The sequence below is a fragment of the Chungangia koreensis genome (assembly GCF_042651785.1).
In the GTDB taxonomy this organism is placed as follows: Bacteria; Bacillota; Bacilli; order Bacillales_A; family Planococcaceae; genus Chungangia; species Chungangia koreensis.
Genome location: NZ_JBHSEC010000022.1, coordinates 156,275 through 174,560, shown reverse-complemented (window position 1 = coordinate 174,560; position 18,286 = coordinate 156,275). Strand labels below are relative to the sequence as shown.

18 protein-coding genes and 1 other annotated feature are annotated in these 18,286 nt (G+C 42.8%); of the genes, 2 read left to right on the top strand and 16 right to left on the bottom strand.

Features of this window, described 5'->3' with window-relative positions; genetic code table 11:
• Positions 1-45 precede the first annotated feature (45 nt).
• Positions 46-456 carry a DUF4362 domain-containing protein gene (locus tag ACFOZY_RS15575; protein WP_378157167.1) on the bottom strand — a complete coding sequence of 137 codons (411 nt, stop codon included), beginning with the start codon at positions 454-456 and terminating at the stop codon, positions 46-48.
• 78 nt (positions 457-534) lie between these two features.
• Between ACFOZY_RS15575 and ACFOZY_RS15570 the strand changes: the two genes are divergently transcribed.
• Entirely contained in the window at positions 535-933 is a 399-nt protein-coding gene (locus ACFOZY_RS15570) for a DUF5412 family protein (protein WP_378157165.1), read from the top strand.
• A gap of 24 nt (positions 934-957) precedes the next feature.
• Here ACFOZY_RS15570 and ACFOZY_RS15565 read toward each other — a convergent pair whose 3' ends face one another.
• The 15 genes from ACFOZY_RS15565 to ACFOZY_RS15495 form a co-directional block, all read right to left on the bottom strand.
• Positions 958-2,082 carry an amidohydrolase family protein gene (locus tag ACFOZY_RS15565; protein ID WP_378157163.1) on the bottom strand — a complete coding sequence of 375 codons (1,125 nt, stop codon included), beginning with the start codon at positions 2,080-2,082 and terminating at the stop codon, positions 958-960.
• A 111-nt stretch (positions 2,083-2,193) separates the two neighbouring features.
• Positions 2,194-5,274, bottom strand: a complete 3,081-nt coding sequence (locus ACFOZY_RS15560; RefSeq protein WP_378157161.1) for an MMPL family transporter — start codon at positions 5,272-5,274, stop codon at positions 2,194-2,196.
• Between the two features lie 66 nt (positions 5,275-5,340).
• Positions 5,341-5,910 carry a TetR/AcrR family transcriptional regulator gene (locus ACFOZY_RS15555; protein WP_378157159.1) on the bottom strand — a complete coding sequence of 190 codons (570 nt, stop codon included), beginning with the start codon at positions 5,908-5,910 and terminating at the stop codon, positions 5,341-5,343.
• Between the two features lie 116 nt (positions 5,911-6,026).
• On the bottom strand, positions 6,027-7,457 hold the full coding sequence (proS, locus tag ACFOZY_RS15550) for a proline--tRNA ligase (protein ID WP_378157157.1): 1,431 nt from the start codon (positions 7,455-7,457) through the stop codon (positions 6,027-6,029).
• A 239-nt stretch (positions 7,458-7,696) separates the two neighbouring features.
• Positions 7,697-7,897, bottom strand: a binding site (T-box leader).
• 89 nt (positions 7,898-7,986) lie between these two features.
• Positions 7,987-9,678 carry a formate--tetrahydrofolate ligase gene (locus ACFOZY_RS15545; RefSeq protein WP_378157154.1) on the bottom strand — a complete coding sequence of 564 codons (1,692 nt, stop codon included), beginning with the start codon at positions 9,676-9,678 and terminating at the stop codon, positions 7,987-7,989.
• 89 nt (positions 9,679-9,767) lie between these two features.
• Positions 9,768-10,532, bottom strand: a complete 765-nt coding sequence (locus tag ACFOZY_RS15540; RefSeq protein WP_378157152.1) for a class I SAM-dependent methyltransferase — start codon at positions 10,530-10,532, stop codon at positions 9,768-9,770.
• A 233-nt stretch (positions 10,533-10,765) separates the two neighbouring features.
• The gene (locus ACFOZY_RS15535) at positions 10,766-11,275 is read right to left on the bottom strand and encodes a P-loop NTPase family protein (RefSeq protein WP_378157150.1); all 510 of its coding nucleotides are present in this window, start codon (positions 11,273-11,275) and stop codon (positions 10,766-10,768) included.
• A complete protein-coding gene (locus ACFOZY_RS15530) occupies positions 11,272-11,703 on the bottom strand; it encodes a GNAT family N-acetyltransferase (RefSeq protein ID WP_378157148.1) in 432 nt (143 codons plus the stop codon). Before ACFOZY_RS15530 ends, ACFOZY_RS15535 begins: the two co-directional genes overlap by 4 nt.
• A 259-nt stretch (positions 11,704-11,962) precedes the next feature.
• Positions 11,963-12,460: a flavin reductase family protein gene (locus ACFOZY_RS15525; protein ID WP_378157146.1), complete on the bottom strand. Its 498-nt coding sequence runs from the start codon at positions 12,458-12,460 to the stop codon at positions 11,963-11,965.
• 79 nt (positions 12,461-12,539) lie between these two features.
• Complete coding sequence (locus ACFOZY_RS15520) at positions 12,540-13,538, bottom strand: NAD(P)/FAD-dependent oxidoreductase (protein ID WP_378157144.1); 999 nt, start codon at positions 13,536-13,538, stop codon at positions 12,540-12,542.
• A gap of 133 nt (positions 13,539-13,671) precedes the next feature.
• Entirely contained in the window at positions 13,672-14,145 is a 474-nt protein-coding gene (locus ACFOZY_RS15515) for a DUF1189 family protein (protein ID WP_378157142.1), read from the bottom strand.
• Positions 14,146-14,243: 98 nt separating this feature from the next.
• Positions 14,244-14,783 carry an NADPH-dependent FMN reductase gene (locus ACFOZY_RS15510; RefSeq protein WP_378157140.1) on the bottom strand — a complete coding sequence of 180 codons (540 nt, stop codon included), beginning with the start codon at positions 14,781-14,783 and terminating at the stop codon, positions 14,244-14,246.
• Between the two features lies 1 nt (position 14,784).
• On the bottom strand, positions 14,785-14,994 hold the full coding sequence (locus ACFOZY_RS15505) for a hypothetical protein (RefSeq protein WP_378157138.1): 210 nt from the start codon (positions 14,992-14,994) through the stop codon (positions 14,785-14,787).
• 99 nt (positions 14,995-15,093) lie between these two features.
• Entirely contained in the window at positions 15,094-16,380 is a 1,287-nt protein-coding gene (locus tag ACFOZY_RS15500; RefSeq protein WP_378157136.1) for an ABC transporter permease, read from the bottom strand.
• Positions 16,370-17,068, bottom strand: coding sequence for an ABC transporter ATP-binding protein (locus tag ACFOZY_RS15495; RefSeq protein WP_378157134.1), 699 nt, complete (start codon positions 17,066-17,068; stop codon positions 16,370-16,372). Before ACFOZY_RS15495 ends, ACFOZY_RS15500 begins: the two co-directional genes overlap by 11 nt.
• Positions 17,069-17,231: 163 nt before the next feature.
• On the opposite strand from ACFOZY_RS15495, the gene ACFOZY_RS15490 reads away from it, so the two are divergent.
• The gene (locus ACFOZY_RS15490) at positions 17,232-18,284 is read left to right on the top strand and encodes an LLM class flavin-dependent oxidoreductase (protein WP_378157132.1); all 1,053 of its coding nucleotides are present in this window, start codon (positions 17,232-17,234) and stop codon (positions 18,282-18,284) included.
• The last annotated feature ends 2 nt before the right edge of the window (positions 18,285-18,286 follow it).

Genomic DNA, 18,286 nt, shown 5'->3' with positions numbered 1-18,286 from the left:
CCCCTTTTTTAGTTAGACGGATGGGAACGATTTTTGTCACAGAGTTTAGTGACATCCGGAGAGACTAAAACTTACCCAATCCCCGTTTTCATCTAACTGAATGGACTCACAAGTCTGCTCTGTTATATCAGGAGCACCAAAATGATCCCAACGTGTGTCATGAGTGGCAGTAATTTTACTGCCGTCAAAAGTTAGATCATCGATGATCGGATCTCCTTCCTCTGTATAACGAATGACCCGCACTTCATCCTGGGTACCCTCTTTAACATGTTGGATGAATTCTTCTAAACGTTCTCGGTTCACGCTCCCTTTCCCCCGGAGAACGATATCTTCTTCAGAAACTTCGTATTCCCCTTTCTCATGTTCATAAGGTGTTTTACCACTTAATGGTTCATCACTCTGATTACATCCAGTCAGAAATAGAAACGCCACAAATATGAAAAACCTTTTTATCATTTAGACCCTCCCTGTGTTTCTAAAAATTCGAAAACCTTTCAGGGAAGTAGACGTCTATATTCATGAGAGGTGACAGTTTTGACTAAACGCTTATTAATTTCAATTGTCTTTATTGCCGGTTTATTCATCATTTCTTTCATTGTTACCGGTAAATATGTTCTGAATTTAGTATTCGAAGATGCTTGCGGAAACGAAGTTGTTCATTCCACCCTATCTCCCGATGAAGAACGAATTGCGTATGTATTTAAACGGGACTGTGGTGCAACGACTGATTATTCCTATCAGCTTACGATTTTAAATGCTGATGAAGAGCTACAAAACAAATCAGGGAATGCTTTTATTTCTGACAAGCCGTTTACAGCCGAATGGACAGATGATCAGCAGTTAGAAGTCCAATATTCCAAGTTAGCCAAATCAACTAAGATGAAACGAAAGGTTGCCGGAGTCAATATCCAATACAGCCCTTCGTTTAACTGAATGGTATAAGAGTTTGGGTTCAACTTATTCTGATTTTTCGAGAGAAAAAATTAGTTCATTCGCTGTCCGCTTATTTAGACGAAACCATTTTTTCTTCAAATTCTTATCCGCCGCTAACTGTTTGATTCTCTTAATCTGCTCTTTAGTAGGAGGTTGTTTTTCTATTATTTCTTCGTAATTTTGAAAGGCCACTCTCCCAGCTGTTTCTGGAGAAAGTAGATCAATGAATTGATACATGGCAGTATAGGAATTTTCTAAACCGATACTATAACCGGAATCTGAACCTAATACAAACCTTCCACGATACTCTTCGACAAGCGGAACAAAATCCACTAATTCATATTTGCTTCCAGGGTTATAGGCAGTAAATCCAGCAAAGAAATCTATTAAAAGATTATCATGTTCTGCCAAAAGCTCCTCCAATTCATCCGGAGCTGTATGCACATTACCATGAGCAAAAATGAATAAGGTATTGGGGTGGTTTTTCAGTGTCAATTTAAATTGTTGCATCGGGAAACCATTAGGTGGATCAATATGAAGCATGACAGGAACTTTATATTCTGCTGCCAAATCATAAATCTCCGGAAGTAGGCCATCATTTGGATGTTTTGCTTTCCATTTTACAGAAGAATACGGCGAGTACTGAGATGCAGCATATAACTCCCCCATTTGCATAATCCCTTTCTCTAACTTTTGTTTTACATCCTGTAAACTGTTAGAATTCTTGTCAATTTTGACCCCGGTAAAAGCCGGATAAATTCGATTCGGATATTTCTCATATAAACTCCAGCTATACCGATCGGACTTGACTGCAGCGGGGTCAGAAACCGCACCGAACAATACTGTACGATCTATCCCATATTCGGTCCATGTATCCAATAGCGAAGCATAATTATCATTGCTCCTCCGTTCCTGAAGTTCTAATGTATCTGCATCGTGATTATGGACATCGATCAATGGAAGATCCAGATATTTATCAATCACAGTTGTTTGCTTCTTTCGCATTTCTATAATTTCGCTTACTATACGACGGTCTGCTACATATGAGGTCTTAGGTAGTATGATTGTTATCTTTAATGAAGCGATTAGCAAAATAAGTGATAAGAAGAGAACGATTATAAAAAGTTTTTTGTTAAAGAATCTGTCCATTTCTTCACCCCTTTTTGGTAAGAGAGTTGTTATTTTTATTCAAGATTTGATGCTCTCAATCCTTTTTTCACAGCAAAAAACCCTCTGATCGATTTGACCAGAGGGTTCCCGTTATTTCGATTCTTTTTTATTTGACAGTGCGATTAGAGCGGGCAATAGAATCGGCATCATGACGAAACTTAACAACGCAAGTCCGACAATGACGACCAAAGCTACTTGGATCAATGTCATGATTCCGGATGGGATCAATGCTGCAAATGTCCCGCCCAATATGATCGCTGCTGATATGACTACGCCACCGAGATGGCGGGCAGCTTCAACGATAGCTGTCCGTGGATTTGCATCTGTCTCTTTAAATCGCATCATGAGGAATATACTGTAGTCCACACCAAGTGCAACGATCATGATGAATCCAAAGAACGGCGCGTTCCAACTAAGCTCATTGATTCCTAAGAACCAGCCACTTAAAAGCTCACTGATTCCAAGTGATGTGAAGTATGCCAGTACGAGCGCCCCGATGATGAAGAGCGGCTGCCAGAATGAACGCGTTATAATCATCAGAACAATGGCAATCCCAATCAGCATGATTGTCGCTGTACGGCTGAAGTCGCCATTAGACATTTCCTGCAAGTCTGCATTCATGGACGATTTACCGCCGAGTGCTAAATCTGCTTTGTCCAAGTTTGTCCCTTTCACTGCAGCCCTTACTTGGCTATCAATGTCTTGTACGATATCCATTGCTTCTGCAGAGAATGGGTTCACATCTAAAATGATGGTCATCTGAACTGTTTCTCTGTCTTCCGACATATAAAGGTCTAACGCTTCTTGGAACTCTTCCCCTTCAAGCACTTCTTGCGGAATATAGAACGTTTCATTCGATTCACTTAAACCGCCTAAATAGGATTGGGCATCTTGGAGACCTTCGCTTACTTGGCCTAATCCTTCAGTACTTGCCAAAAGACCAGATTGGAGTTCGCCCATTTTTTCTTGAAGTTCACTAAGTCCATCAAGCAGTTGTTGTTGCCCATCATTCACTTGAGATAATCCGGAAGATAAGTCTGATGTCCGTGCTGCGATCTGCCCAGAACCTTTTGCACCTTTTTGTAATCCGGACTCAAGCTCAGCTGCTCCTGATTGAAGTCGGTCAACCCCTTCTTGAAGTGCTGCCAATCCTCCTTCAATCGATTGAAGGGACTCATTCGCCTCTCGGAATGAATTAATTGCCCCCTCATATTGCGGGATCATTTGATCAAGCTGAGTCGATAATTCGTTTAACTGTTCCTGTCCGGCTTTAGCTATTCCAATTGTCTGTTGAACTTTTGGATCGTCCGCCATTTCCGGTTTTGCTTGAACCAATGTATTCATCGATGCTTCAATTTGGCCAAATGCGGATTTGGAGCCATCAACCGCCTGTTTGATTCCGTCAAAGTATTGGGTAAATGAGCCGAGTCCTGATTGAATTGAGGTGTACCCATCTTGCAACTGGGAAACTCCATTTTGTAGGGTAGCAATGTTTTGATTGACTGAAGCCAATCCGTTTTCAATTTCATCAGCGCCAGCTGCACCATCACTCAGTCCATTGGTAACTTGGCCTAAAGCATCTCTCAATACTGTTACACCATTCTTAAGTTGAGCTGTTCCATCAATCAGTTGTTGAACATTCGATAGATCACTATTATTGCCTCCGACTTGTTCTTCTGCAGTTGAGAGCCCATCGTGAATCTCGTCGATTCCTGATTTTGCATCGCCAAGCCCGGAGTTAAGCGTTTCAGACTGATCACTAATGTATAGTTCTTTGATTCTGCCACCAGTCGGGCGTGTTGGCGACATCACTTTGGAAACGCCATCCACCTTTTCGATTTTTTCAGCAATTTCATCCAACGTTTTCAGTACTTCTGGATCATCCATCCGTTGATCGGATTGAATGATGAAGGTTGCTGGAGAAGAGAAGCCCGGTTCAAAATGGTCTTCAATGACGTTGATGCCTTGTTTCGACTCATACTTATCCGCCACTTCGTATAAGTCGTTGTAGTTCAGTTTACCGGAATGAATCCAAATGAACGGTATACAAATGACTGCTACGAAAAGTAGTGCTACTAATGGCCGAAGAACAGAATGTCTCGATAGGAAATGCCATAGCTTGCTGTCGCCATGCCCTTCAAATCGTTTCACCGGCCAGAACATCCGTCGTCCAAGTACTGCCATAAAGAACGGATTGAGTGTAATGATTACGGCTAATAATACTGCCACACCTACCGCAACAGCTGCACTTGCCTGATACAGTTTAAAACTCGCAAGTCCTAACGATACAAAACCGATCAAGACAGCAATGCCACTATAAAGAATCGTTTTACCTGCCCCTTTATATGTAGCTGAAACTGCCTCCACGATATTGTCGGTTTTGCTTAACTCCTCTTTAAATCGTGTAAAGAGTAAAATATTGTAGTCAGTCCCGATTCCAAACAGAATCACAACGATAAACACTTGCGTGAAGTTTGAAAATGGGAAGTCCAGATGGTCGACCATCTGAGCAACGATGTTCAGTGAGATGATATAAGACACACCTACACTAAGCAAAGAAATTAACGGTACAACAGGAGAACGGAATATAAGAACTAATACTGTGACAATAAAGATGACTGCAATGATTTCTGTCTTCTTCACTCCGTCTTGAGTCGAGTTGGAAAAGTCATTCGTCACCAAGTCAGTACCTGTTAAATAGGTGTCAACTCCTTCTACCTTTATAACTCCGTCAAGCTTCTCTTGTATTTCCGTAATCATTCCACTATTCTGATCCACTTCAATTTGTGTAAGAATTGTTGTACCATCTTCCGAAACTAGTTGTTCTTCAGTTTCTTCGCTGTCCAAATGAGACAGGATACTAAGAATGCCCAATTCCTTGTCGCGGGACTTCAATTCAGAAATCACATCTGCAATTTCTGACTTTTGTTGTTCAGACAATGCTTTCTCTGACCCACTATTAAATACGACGATGATCTGATACCGTTCAACCCCGCCCTCATTCAGGTCCTTAGCCATCTCCACAGCCTTGACACTTTGGAACGTGTCGGGAATTTCAATTTGCCCCTTTTCCCGGACCAGTTCATCTAAGTTCGGCATGGTCACGACCGCCAAAACAAATAGGGCAATCCAAATAACTAAGGAGGTAATTCTCCATTTTTTCGATTTCATACTACAATCACCTTTCTTTTCTCGTGCGGAATGAATATTCATTCCGCTCGTTCCAAAGTATTCGGATTAATGCATCCGAATAGCATCCCAACAACTTTCTTCAACAGCTTTCATGAGCTCAGGTGTTGCTTCCAGCATGCCATTACATTTCACCTTAAACAGCTGGACAAATGCCCCATACACAATTGAAATCATCGCTTTGGAAGGCATATTCCGAATCTTGCCTTCTTTTTTCCCGATATCTAATTGATGTTCTATAAAGCTCATGAACTCTTGGAACATCTCATTGCTTTTTTCATCTAAATAATATGAACCTGCTGTTGCATCGATGAATAAAAGGGTTTCAGTATACTGTTCGGCGAACTCCCCCATTCTTCGGAATATATGGGCGAATTTTTGGCGCATATCGCCTTCTACCGGGAAATCCGATCGCAATGCATCGGAAAAAGTTCGAACACTGTTTTGAAACAATGAATTGACGAGCGTTTGCTTATTCTCAAAATACCGGTAAATCGTACCGGCACCAACATTCGCTTCATCCGCAATCATCGGAATCGTTGTACCATCATAGCCACGAAGTGCAAACATCTTGAGTGCTGCATTTAAAATGTCTTCTTGTTTATTATTTACAGCCATTCAATACCCTCCATCAAAAACGGAATGAACGTTCATTCCGTATTATACTCCGAATTTATTTCATTTCAAGTAGAAACTGCAAAAAACCCGAACCTTTAAAGGCTCGGGTCTGTTTCTTAGTAAGCTTTTGCCCAATAAACCATTTTCTCTGCAGGTTTTCCACAGCAAATACATGTATCTCCCACTTTTTCCTGTTCAAATGGAATACACCGGGAAGTGGCACTGAACTCTTCTTTAATCTTATCTTCACACGCTTGGTCCTCACACCACATCGCTTTAATGAAGCCTGGATTCGATTCTAACTTCTCACCGAATTCCTCTAAATTTCGTGCAACAGAAGTCTTTTCCTCACGGTGGTTAAGAGCTTTATTGAACAAGTTGGATTGGATTTCTTCAAGTAGTTCAGGGATCCGTGTTTCAAGCTCATCCACTGGAACCGTTACCTTTTCACCGGTATCTCGTCGGGCCAAGATGACTTGACCATTCTCGATATCCTTTGGACCTACTTCAAGACGAAGAGGAACCCCCTTCATTTCATACTCGTTAAATTTCCAGCCCGGTTTTTTGTCGCTTGCGTCGATTCCAACACGAGCAACGGATGATAAGCGTTCCTTCAGATCATACGCATAATCTAATACGCCTTCTTTATGCTGCGCGATCGGGACCATCATGACTTGAGTTGGTGCAATCCGTGGCGGAATCACCAAACCGCGGTCATCACCGTGAACCATGATGATGGCGCCGATAATCCGAGTTGTGAAGCCCCAAGATGTTTGGTGCACATATTGAAGTTCACCATTCTTGTCAGAGTATTGAATGCCGAATGCACGAGCAAATCCATCTCCGAAGTGATGAGATGTACCGGATTGAAGTGCTTTTCCGTCATGCATTAATGTCTCAATTGTAAATGTCGCCTTCGCACCTGAAAACTTTTCTTTTTCCGTCTTTTGGCCTTTTACGACTGGAATCGCAAGGAACTCCTCGCAAATGTAAGCATACACATTCAACATGCGAAGCGTTTCTTCCATTGCGTCCTCGTCCGTAGCATGGGCTGTATGGCCTTCCTGCCATAGGAATTCAGTTGTTCGCAAGAATGGACGAGTTGTTTTTTCCCACCGGACGACGTTTGCCCACTGGTTATACAGCTTCGGCAGGTCTCGGTATGAATGGATGATGTTCTTGTAATGCTCCGCAAATAAAACCTCAGAAGTCGGACGGACAACAAGGCGTTCTGCTAATTTCTCGTCGCCTCCTTGCGTAACCCATGCCACTTCAGGGGCAAAACCTTCTACATGATCCTTCTCTTTCTGGAGCAACGATTCTGGTATGAAGAGCGGCATATAGACATTCTCGTGTCCTGTTCTCTTGATTTCCCCATCTAATGCTTTTTGGATATTTTCCCAAAGTGCATATCCGTACGGGCGGATGATCATCGATCCACGTACGCTTGAGTAGTCGACAAGTTCAGCTTTCAATACAACGTCGGTATACCACTGTGCAAAATCTTCATCCATGGATGTTACGTCTTTAACAAATTCCTTTGCCATTTTAGCCACTCCTTTTTCTCTTATAAATTTTCCCGTTCGCTTCCAGGCGGACGCTTTCGGGCCAACACGAAGTTGGTCATGCGTCCGTTGCCACAGGACGTGGCGACCTTAGGACGCCTTCCTAAAACGCTCGTGCAGGGTCTCGGTTTGCTTGCTGTTCCCGCTGGAGTCGCCGCCTTCTGCTCACTAAATTCCATACAAAACAATCAGCCTTTTTAACACAAAAAGCCCTACTCCAAATAAGGGACCATGACATGGCGGTACCACCCTCATTTGAAGCAAAGCTTCACACTCGAACATGTTAACGGCTGTCGCCGCGAGTATGTTTCCATACCGAACTCAGAGGCAGGTTCAAAACATTGTGGACAGGAGCCTTTCACCAAGCAGCTCCCTCTCTGCGAACACAAACCATTTTTACTAGTCCTCTTCCTTGTTTCATTCATTATTGATTGGATTATAGCCTTTTAGGTTGAAAAGTGTCAATCCTAATCAAGCCTTTACTTTTCTAATTCACCAATGGCCTTTATATTTACATGAGTCCGACCGCATTGCCTTCATGATCTACATCCATATTCATAGCTGCAGGCACTTTCGGCAATCCTGGCATCGTCATGATGTCACCTGTCAAACAAACGATGAAACCAGCACCTAATTTAGGAATCAGTTCACGTACTGTAATCGTAAAGCCTTCCGGCCGACCCAGCAATTTTGGATCATCCGAGAAGGAATATTGGGTTTTGGCCATACAGACCGGCAGAACGTCCCAGCCATTTCTTTTAATATCAACCAGTTGTTTGAGTGCCTGATCCGTGAAATGAATATCCTGTCCTCCATAGACTTTTTGAACAATTTTTCGCACTTTGTCTTCAAATGCATCTTCAACGTCATAAAGGAATTGGAAGTCGACATGCTGGTCAAGTTGTTGCATTACAGCTTTACCAAGCTCAAGGCCGCCTGTACCGCCATGTTCCCATACTTCTGTGATTGCGGCTTTCACTCCGTTGTCATGGCACCATCCCATTACTGCATTTAATTCATTTTCAGTGTCAGCTGTGAAACGGTTCAATGCGATCACCGGTTCAATTCCAAATTCACGGATCGTCTCGATATGTTTTTTCATATTTGGAAGACCGGCTACTATTGCTTGTACGTTTTCAGCCTTCAACTTGTCCTTCGGAACACCTCCGTGCATTTTCAGTGCACGTACTGTCGCAACGATGACGACTGCATCCGGTTGGAATCCGCCTTGTCGCGATTTGATATTCATGAATTTCTCGGCTCCTAAATCCGAACCAAAACCAGCTTCGGTGACGACAATATCGGATAGCTTTTTGGCTGTCAGAGTCGCCATTAACGAATTACAACCGTGGGCAATGTTAGCGAAAGGTCCGCCATGAATCATTGCGGGCGTCCCTCCGATAGTCTGTACTATATTCGGTTTCAAGGCATCTTTTAGTAATAACGTAAGGGCTCCTTGAACGTCTAAATCCTTTACATAGACGGGTTCTTTGTCATATGTGTAGCCGATGACAATATTACTAAGCCGGGTCCGAAGGTCGTCGATGTCTTTCGCCAAACATAGAATCGCCATGATCTCGGAAGCTACTGTAATATCAAATCCATCTTCACGAGGTACACCGTTCGCTGGACCGCCAAGGCCGACTGTTATATGGCGAAGAGCACGGTCATTCATATCCAAAACACGTTTCCAGGTGATTCGTCTCGGATCGATATTTAAGCTATTTCCTCTATGGATGTGATTGTCGATCAAAGCGCTCAGGGCATTATTTGCAGTCGTAATGGCATGTAGATCGCCTGTGAAATGAAGATTAATCTCTTCCATCGGGACAACTTGTGAATAACCGCCTCCCGCCGCTCCGCCTTTCATTCCCATGACTGGACCGAGTGACGGTTCACGCAAAGCGACCATTGTCTGATTTCCTAATTGGGAAAGGGCATCCGCAAGACCGACAGTCACAGTGGATTTCCCTTCACCGGCAGGTGTCGGACTAATAGCGGTCACAAGAACTACCTTCCCGTTTTTAGTGGTTTTAGGTAATTTTTTTACATCGATTTTTGCTTTATATCTTCCGTACTGCTCAACTGCTTCTTCCGGAATTCCAGCTTTTTCGGCTATATCTACAATAGGACGCAGTTCTGCACGGTTCGCAATTTCCAAGTCTGTAAGTGGTTGTTTTATTGTTTTCAATGTTGTCTCCATTTCTTTTTGTCTTTAGTATAACGCTCTGTTTAAGAAAGATTCTTAACAGTTATGTGAATTATATGAACTCAATTTTGTTGAACGACTAACTAAACAATGGCCTTAACTAAATAACGAGAGTAGGTGATCGGCAATCCTTTGTCTGTAGCGTGCCTCTCAAAGATTTGGGTGATCTCTTTCAAAGACTTTAGACATTCTTCAAAAATCGCAGCCTTCTGGCCAAACGTCCTCATCAAGATTACATCTACTGGCGACTGCAAATATTCTGTCGAGCTGATTAGACGGATGTCAGCATGACGGTAAGAGCTTAATCGGTCCTGTAAGATTTGAAGAATTGGTGTGGCTGTCGGAATTGGGTCAAAAAAATCCGGATACCATTCAGACAATTCTTTGCTGATGTCATCACCCGGATGGAGTCCGATTACTTGCCCCCCTCCCCTGACGACCCTAAGAAGGTCGTGATAAGCGGAGGTCGGCCCCTTGCGATTATAAGCACAGTCAAATGAGTCCTCATCAAACGGCATGCCAACTTTCAAATTCCCGGATACAAATTTCACATTCGGCGGCACTCCCTCTTTTGGCAAGAAGTCCTCTGTGATATCAAAGCCGACAATTTGGTTGACGATAGAGCTCCAGCTTAGTGCAAAACCGCCATCTCCGCAGCCGACATCCAATACATTGAGTCCGGGAACCGTTTTTGACACTTCTTCTGTAAAAACGGTTTCACCGTTCGGTTCATCCACTGTTGATTTCCATGGATACCTGTAACGACCTACTTGTTTTCCCAACTGGGCGTACCATTCGATTGAATGTGGCGCAATCCAGCCTGTATAGGTGGAAGGATTAATGAGCATCGGCTTTCCTCATTTCATCAGTTTCTATTTGTATAGCAGGATTTCGTTCCTTCAATGATGAGCGGGCCAAATCATAGCCAGCTTAAGACATTTGACAAATGGGGATATTTTGAATGCTCCGCACTACGCCTTCCATTTACTATCAAAAACCATGATATTCAGTTATGTGATGAATTGAACGAAAACTAATGTTATGTATAGACCCGTAAAATTTTTCATCCTCAACATCCTTTTCAATCGTTTACTTTTCCACCTATATACGATTGAAGGTCCGCTTTATTCGTGATTCTAATTACTTTTTCCTTGTATGGCGTCAACATCCCCAGTAACATCGGCCTCATCGTTTCTTCAAAGTAGCGATTCCAAACAAACATCTTCTTAAGCATTGCAAAGCTTGGCCGGTAATTCGCCTGTTCTCGTCCAGTGATTTGGCGGAAATAGCGGAGTATGAACTGCCTCCTCCGAATATGTAGTGGCAGATCCAGAAATACAATAATATCTGCTTGTTTGAAACCTTCTTCATTCCAATCAATATGTACGCCTTCAATAATCCAGCTGGAGGAATGTATAGCTTGCAGGAAAAGGCTGTCCCGGACTTCAATAGAATTACGGATATCCCCTTCCGGATGGCGTGACCAGACAAAGTTATCTGTTTCATAATGCGGGATTCCTAATTTAGCAGACAGCTGACGGGCAAGCGTCGTTTTCCCACTTCCTACCGAACCCAAAACATAAATCTTCACAACTGCTTTTCAAGCACAATCCGGTGGATTCCATCCCCATCCACGAATGTTTCCATCACATCGAATCCATGCTTAATATTCAAAATGAGCATTTCCCGCCATTTATTTCTCGTCTTCGTTGAAACTATTTTGTAGCCAATGTCTTTCAAATATGTGTGTTGGCGCTTCATCAGCTCCGTCGCAATTCCTTTTCCTCGATCTTCAGGATTCACTGCACCATACCAGCTGTAAAAATGGTCGTCAGTTACTTCATAACCAATCTTATAACCTGCAACCCTTCCATCTTCTACCGCAACAAAAAACAAGATTTTCTCTTTGGATTCTGCCTTTTCGGGAAGTGTAGTATCTTCAAAAATTTCTTGATGGATTTTCAATATGCCATCCATGATTTTTGACTCCGGAATTTCTGTGTACAGTTTGTATTCCATATCTATCCACCCTTTTTGAATATCTAATGAAAATTGTACCAATAGATAAAGACCGTTGCCTCATTGAAATGGAATTTTTAATTCAAAAAACATAGAATCGTTGATATATCTGAATAATCGTTGATATCCTGTACAAAATCGTTGATATATCCTTAGAATCGTTGATATCCTACTAAGAATCGTTGATAAAACCGGATAATCGTTGATATCGGCTTTTCCATAAGAAAAAACCGCCCGAGCGAATCGGGCGGTCTTCATATCACTTATAAAATTCTTCCGGAATCGGACCGACATTACGTTTATGGTAAAGTAACGGCGGTTTTTGGTTACTATGAATCTCTAACACTTCCCCGATCATCGTAACATGATCTCCGGCTTTTACCCGCTGGTGGACTTTACATTGGAATGAGCCGGCTGTATTTGCCAAAACTGGAAGACCATGGTCGGACATTTCCCATTCGCAATGGTCAAAACGGTTAATCCCTTTCGTCGTAAACACCTTGACTAAATCAGCTTGATCCGCTGCAAGAATATTGACGTTAAATTTATCTGCATTCATGAACACTGGGAACGTGGAAGCACGGTCATCAATAGACCAGAGGACAAGCATCGGATCGATTGAAACGGAAGCGAAGGAATTGACAGTTAATCCGACCGGTGAACCGGCATCATCAACAGCCGTCACAATTGTGACACCCGTCGGATAATTCCCCATTAGTTCTTTGAATTTCATCGAATGATCAACTGGCTGGTTCAAATTTTGTACCTCCTCTTCTTTTTTACTGTTTCGGAAGTACTCTTTATACTTCGAAAATACTCAACAGTTTACTGATAGTTTATTTCCGGTTGAATAGATCTGTGCTGTGCGGTACGTGTTTTTTCGCTGTCGGGTCAATGTACAAGCGGGCTGCGCTAATGGCAACTGGTGCTTCACCGAAGCCTGTAGCAATGAGTTTCACTTTGCCGTCATACGTTGTCACGTCACCAACAGCATAGATTCCTTCAATATTAGTTTCCATTTTGGAGTTGACGATGATGGAGTTCTTTTCGATTTCCAAGCCCCATTCTTTGATTGGTCCTAATGAGGACTTGAAACCATAGTTGACGATGATGTCATCTACATCCAATGTTTCTTTTTCACCTTCCGCATTTCGGATGACCACTTGCTTAATACCATTGTCATCTCCGATCAGTTCATCTGGCATATACGGAGTTTTAACCTCGATACTGGAGTTGAACAAGTTCTCTACACTATGCTCATGCGCACGGAATTGTTCCCGGCGGTGAACGATCGTCACTTTCTTCGCTATCGGCTCTAACATGAGCGACCAGTCAACAGCGGAGTCTCCTCCACCGAATACGACAACATTCTTGTCAGCAAATTCATTCAAGTTTCCGATGAAGTAGTGAAGGTTCTTACCTTCGTATTGGTCTGCGCCTTCCACTTCCAATGGACGCGGTTGGAATGCCCCAAGTCCCGCTGTGATGATGATCGTTTTAGAATAGTGAACTTCTTTATTTGTCGTTAATTTAAATGATCCGTCTTCCAGCTTTTCGATGGATTCAACGCTTTGACCTGTAACGATTGCTTGGTCAAAAGCTGACATTTGCTCTTTCAGGTTGTTGACAAGCTCCTGTGCGCGTACTTTCGGAAAACCTGCCACATCATAGATGTACTTCTCAGGGTAGAGCGCTGCCAATTGTCCGCCTAACTGGGAGAGACTTTCGATTAGCTTCACTTCAAGCTGACGCATGCCTCCGTAAAAAGCTGTGAACATTCCAGCTGGACCACCGCCGATAATGGTAACATCATATACTTTCGTGTCTTCGTTCATTGTCAAAACTCCTATCTATAACGATTACTGTTTGATTTCATTTTCCAATACTTATAAATATATCATGAGGAAAATTTACTATCTATTTTTTTGTCTGTACTTGGAAAATGAAAAAACGGACAAAGGATTTCTCCTATGTCCGTTTCCTTGGATATCCTAAAATCATTTTCGTATAAATGAAAAAGAAATATCCGAACAGTAAAACTGTCACTACCCAATGTGATAGCCCAAGTAAATCGAGTAACGTAAAGACGGTTAGCGGAATTGTCATGGCAAAGACAGCCATCCGCCACAACAACATATAGCGTACGTGACGTTTAGCAATGTCGTTAATGAGCACCCCTAAGCCGGCAATTGCTGATATACCCGCAAGTCCCGCAAAGATCGACATGAAAGGATAGAGGAACAGCACGGCCATTACTGCCGCCCCCCGGCTATCCTCATTGATGAATTCCTGTAATAGCCTAATTCCGTTCGGTATGAGGAAGAGAAGCAACAGGAATAATATATATAGGAAAAAGTCTTTTTGCTTAGTCTTGTTCAACGCTAGTACAGACTTCCGTTTCGGCAATGAAAGGCTGTACTTATATGTTGTAAATATTCCCATTCTCTTCACTCCTCGTCTCTTACCATTATAGCCGATGGATTACCCTCATCTCACAAAAAAAGTCCGAGTGATCGATTAATCACTCGGACTTTGTGACATTATTTTGAAGTTTGCACGTGGGCGATGAATTTCTCCATAACTCCATCCAAGAATGTCAACGTTGCTTCATCTGTAAGGCGGCCATCAGAGAACTTTTGACCGGCAGAACCGATGAGGATTTCATTTCCCGCAGGGTGCATCATGTTAGCACGCATCCCAGTCAGTACTTGACGGAGCTGTAGCTGCGCACGAATTGTGCCCAAAGGACCTCCAGATACCCCAGCGATGTGGACGGCTTTTCCTCGTAGGACAAAGTCGACACGAGATAGCCAGTCAAGTGCATTCTTTAAGACGCCCGGGAATGACCAGTTGAATTCCGGGGTGAAGATCAGGACAGCATCAGCCTCACTAACCTTCTTCTTGAAGTCAACGACTACTTGCGGAGGATTGTTCTCTTCATCTTGGTTATAAAATGGCAAGGATGCAATATCTAAAATCTCGAGTTCAAATTGTTCTGTATAACGATCTTTAATAGTCAATGCTAACTGTTTGTTAAGGGATTCCTTTCGGATACTTCCGACGATTGCTGCAATTTTCATATTAGTTATCACCTTTCTTATGTGGATCTGGTTGTTCATCCGGTTCTTTGCGGAATAATACTAATGAAATGGAACCACTAAGGATTGCCGCTCCAATGGATAGATATAGTCTGTTATCCGCTGATACATCCGGCTGACTATTGGCTAAGTACATATTAGAAATGACGAATACGATAATAGCGATGGGAACCGCATATTTGAGTAAGTACATCGATTGGCCTCATCCTTTCCTCACTATATTAACATAAGGAATTTTCCAGCTATCCGCAAATAAAAAGAACGACCCCTAAACGGGATCGCTTTTTTTCTCTTAAAGTTCTTGCCTTAAGGCACGAATTACATCAATTTTTGTAGCTTTCCTTGCAGGGCGCCAGCCGGAAATCATCGCGACACCGATGCTGATAGCTGATGCGATGAGAACAAGCTGCCAAGGGATCAGTGAAATAGTCACGTTGATCTCTTCCATCCCTTCCTCTGCGAGTATTCCCATGACGATTTCCGGGATGAGCCAGTTGACGAGAAAACTTAATCCGTATGATATACCAATTGCCAAAACGGTTCCAAGGACACCGATCCAGGCACTTTCCATCAGGAACAGTTTTTGGATCAACTTCGGTTTTGCTCCAACCGCCTTCATAATGCCGATTTCCCTCGTACGCTCCGTCACCGCCATCGTCATCGTGTTAAAAATGCCAATAGAGGCGATGAGAACGGCAATTGTCCCGACGAATAAAAGCCCCGCTTTCAATACGGTAAAGAATAAGTTCATAGTTTCCATTTCTTCGGTAATTGAATAAACATAAAAACCTTCTGCTTTTAATTGATCCGAAATCGCCTTTACATTTTCGATGTCATTTGCATAAACGTTTACTGAAGAATAGCCTGTCGCCTCTTCTCCCTCAGGGGATAAAAAAGTACTGATTTCGGATTGCCAAGTATCACTGACGAGCATACGTGTATCTGTCATCCAATCCTTAGCAGGCTCTTTTATAATACCAGTTATAACAAACTCCCATGTTTTCGATGGGGCATCCTCTGGTTCAAATGGCCTGAGCTCGACCTCAATCTTCTTTCCAATAATGTCGTCCGAATATCCCTTGAACTCAACTTCTTCGCCGTTATCCCTTTTCGCCTGTTCCTCCTTGTTCAAGAGGTTCTTTGCAAAATGATAGCCTACAACTACTTCATTCGATTTTTCTGGCATTTTCCCTTCAGCCAATTCAAGTCCTGCTCTTGCTTCCTGTTCCGTATCAGTCAAAAGCATCTCACCGTATCCGGAGTAATCCTCTAAATGGAAAATAGGGTTTCCGTCGACATATTTCCGGGTAACGACCGCCTTGACATCCGCTTTCTTTTTTATTGCCTCTACATCTTCGGCTGTTATATTGCCATCTTCCTTCCCCCACATTTCAATTTGTGTAAGGATTTGACCAGATAACATTTCTTCTTTAATCGTTTTATGAAGACCAAAACCGACAGAAGCTAAAACAATAAGGAATGCACAGCCCATCGTAGCAGCAAGAATTGTCATAAATACACGTAATCTATTTTTCTTCATATGTTGTCTTATGTAATCCACTTGATCTTTAAACGGCATGTCCAACACCTCCTGTCACCAATTCACCGTCATGCAGCCGATATTTCCGATGGGCGATATTTGCTACTTCCTCGTCATGGGTAATGATGACGAACGTCAATCCAAGTGACTGATTAAGCGATTGGATTAACATTAAAATATCTTGTTCTGTTTCTGAATCAAGGCTTCCTGTCGGTTCATCAGCCAATATGACTGGAGGATCCGTCACCAGCGCACGCGCAATACTGACACGTTGCTGTTGGCCGCCGGATAATTCATTTGGATAGTGGTCAGAATAATCGATTAGCCCGACTTTTTTTAATAGCTCCGTTACCTTTAAATATCGTTGTGTAGATGGAACGCCTTTCAGTTTTAAAGGAAGCTCCACATTTTCGAATGCAGTAAGACCCGGCATCAATTGAAAGTTTTGAAAGATGAATCCGAAATGGTCCAGGCGGAATTCGGCATGCTCAGTTTCGTTTAACCCTGCCGTTTCCTTCCCTGCTACACGGACAGATCCCGAATCCGGGGACATGAATCCTGCCATAACATGTAGTAATGTCGATTTTCCCGAACCGCTTTTCCCGACAATCGCAACGATTTCCCCTTTTCCTACTTCGAGAGAAACACCTTTCAGCACAGGAATCGGCCGTTCCTTTCCTCTTTTACCGATTAAAAACGTATGATGTAAGTCTTGAATCTGAATCATGAACACATGCTCCTTTCTAATTATCTTCAGTCTATCCGACAAATCTTAAGGAATAGTAAGGATGATTCTGAAGAATTTCTTAAGATGAAAACAATTCCACTTGACTCACTAAAGTTATCAATATATATTTAGTTACGTTAAGTAACTATTGGAGGAATACAGCATGGACTCACATAATTTTGAAATTGGAATTTATACATTAGGGGATGTAGGTCCTGATCCAGTCACCGGCAAATCCATTTCACCACAGCAGCGGCTTAAGGAAGTCGTAGAGACCGCAAAGTTAGCAGAAGAGGTGGGGCTTGATGTATTCGGAGTAGGTGAACATCATCGACTCGATTATTCCGTCTCTTCCCCTGCTGTCGTGTTAGCGGGTGTTGCTGCGGCAACGAAAAATATCCGATTGGCTAGTACGACCTCTGTCCTCAGTACACTTGATCCTGTAAGGTTATTCGAAGACTTTTCCACATTGGATATCCTATCTGATGGCCGTGCAGAGATTATGGCTGGTCGTGGAGCATTTATCGAGTCATTCCCATTATTCGGTTACGACTTAGATGATTACGATGAACTGTTCGAAGAGAATTTAGGATTATTAATGGAGTTAAATAAAAATGAAATCGTCACATGGAATGGTAAGTTCAGAAGCCCTCTCCAGAATGCGATGATCGCTCCCCGCCCTATCCAGGAAGAGATACCGGTTTGGGTCGGTGTCGGTGGAACACCTTCAAGTGCAGCACGTGCAGGAAAGTTTGGTGCCGGTCTTGCTCTTGCCATTTTAGGAGGGCCACCAGAACGCTTTAAACCGTTAGTGGATCTTTATCGACAAACGTCAATAGAGTATGGCTTTACGGAAGAAAGCCAACGCGTATCAGTCAATGGTCACACATTCATTTCTGATACGTATGAACAAGCGAAAGATGAATTCTTCCCTTATTATTCGTCTTACTGGCATTATGTAAATGCCCAACGTGGCATGAAATCTCAAATGGCCCGTGAAGATTTTGAACTGATGGCAAGCCCGGAAACGGCCCTATTCGTAGGAAGCCCAGAACAAATTATCGAAAAGATTTTAAGACAACATGAGTTGTTTGGACATAATCGTTTCATGGCTCAAGTGGATATTGGCGGCATTCCATTCAACCGGGTCGCCAAAAGCATTGAATTGTTAGCGACCAAGGTGGCTCCAGTTATTCGACGTGAGCTAAATAAGTGACT

Bases quoted from the DNA above. Each gene is read 5' to 3' on its own strand.
- ACFOZY_RS15575 (WP_378157167.1), bottom strand. From the start codon at position 456: ATGATAAAAAGGTTTTTCATATTTGTGGCGTTTCTATTTCTGACTGGA.
- ACFOZY_RS15565 (WP_378157163.1), bottom strand. From the start codon at position 2,082: ATGGACAGATTCTTTAACAAAAAACTTTTTATAATCGTTCTCTTCTTA.
- ACFOZY_RS15560 (WP_378157161.1), bottom strand. From the start codon at position 5,274: ATGAAATCGAAAAAATGGAGAATTACCTCCTTAGTTATTTGGATTGCC.
- ACFOZY_RS15555 (WP_378157159.1), bottom strand. From the start codon at position 5,910: ATGGCTGTAAATAATAAACAAGAAGACATTTTAAATGCAGCACTCAAG.
- proS (WP_378157157.1), bottom strand. From the start codon at position 7,457: ATGGCAAAGGAATTTGTTAAAGACGTAACATCCATGGATGAAGATTTT.
- ACFOZY_RS15545 (WP_378157154.1), bottom strand. From the start codon at position 9,678: ATGGAGACAACATTGAAAACAATAAAACAACCACTTACAGACTTGGAA.
- ACFOZY_RS15540 (WP_378157152.1), bottom strand. From the start codon at position 10,532: ATGCTCATTAATCCTTCCACCTATACAGGCTGGATTGCGCCACATTCA.
- ACFOZY_RS15530 (WP_378157148.1), bottom strand. From the start codon at position 11,703: ATGGAATACAAACTGTACACAGAAATTCCGGAGTCAAAAATCATGGAT.
- ACFOZY_RS15520 (WP_378157144.1), bottom strand. From the start codon at position 13,538: ATGAACGAAGACACGAAAGTATATGATGTTACCATTATCGGCGGTGGT.
- ACFOZY_RS15515 (WP_378157142.1), bottom strand. From the start codon at position 14,145: ATGGGAATATTTACAACATATAAGTACAGCCTTTCATTGCCGAAACGG.
- ACFOZY_RS15510 (WP_378157140.1), bottom strand. From the start codon at position 14,783: ATGAAAATTGCAGCAATCGTCGGAAGTATCCGAAAGGAATCCCTTAAC.
- ACFOZY_RS15505 (WP_378157138.1), bottom strand. From the start codon at position 14,994: ATGTACTTACTCAAATATGCGGTTCCCATCGCTATTATCGTATTCGTC.
- ACFOZY_RS15500 (WP_378157136.1), bottom strand. From the start codon at position 16,380: ATGCCGTTTAAAGATCAAGTGGATTACATAAGACAACATATGAAGAAA.
- ACFOZY_RS15495 (WP_378157134.1), bottom strand. From the start codon at position 17,068: ATGATTCAGATTCAAGACTTACATCATACGTTTTTAATCGGTAAAAGA.
- ACFOZY_RS15490 (WP_378157132.1), top strand. From the start codon at position 17,232: ATGGACTCACATAATTTTGAAATTGGAATTTATACATTAGGGGATGTA.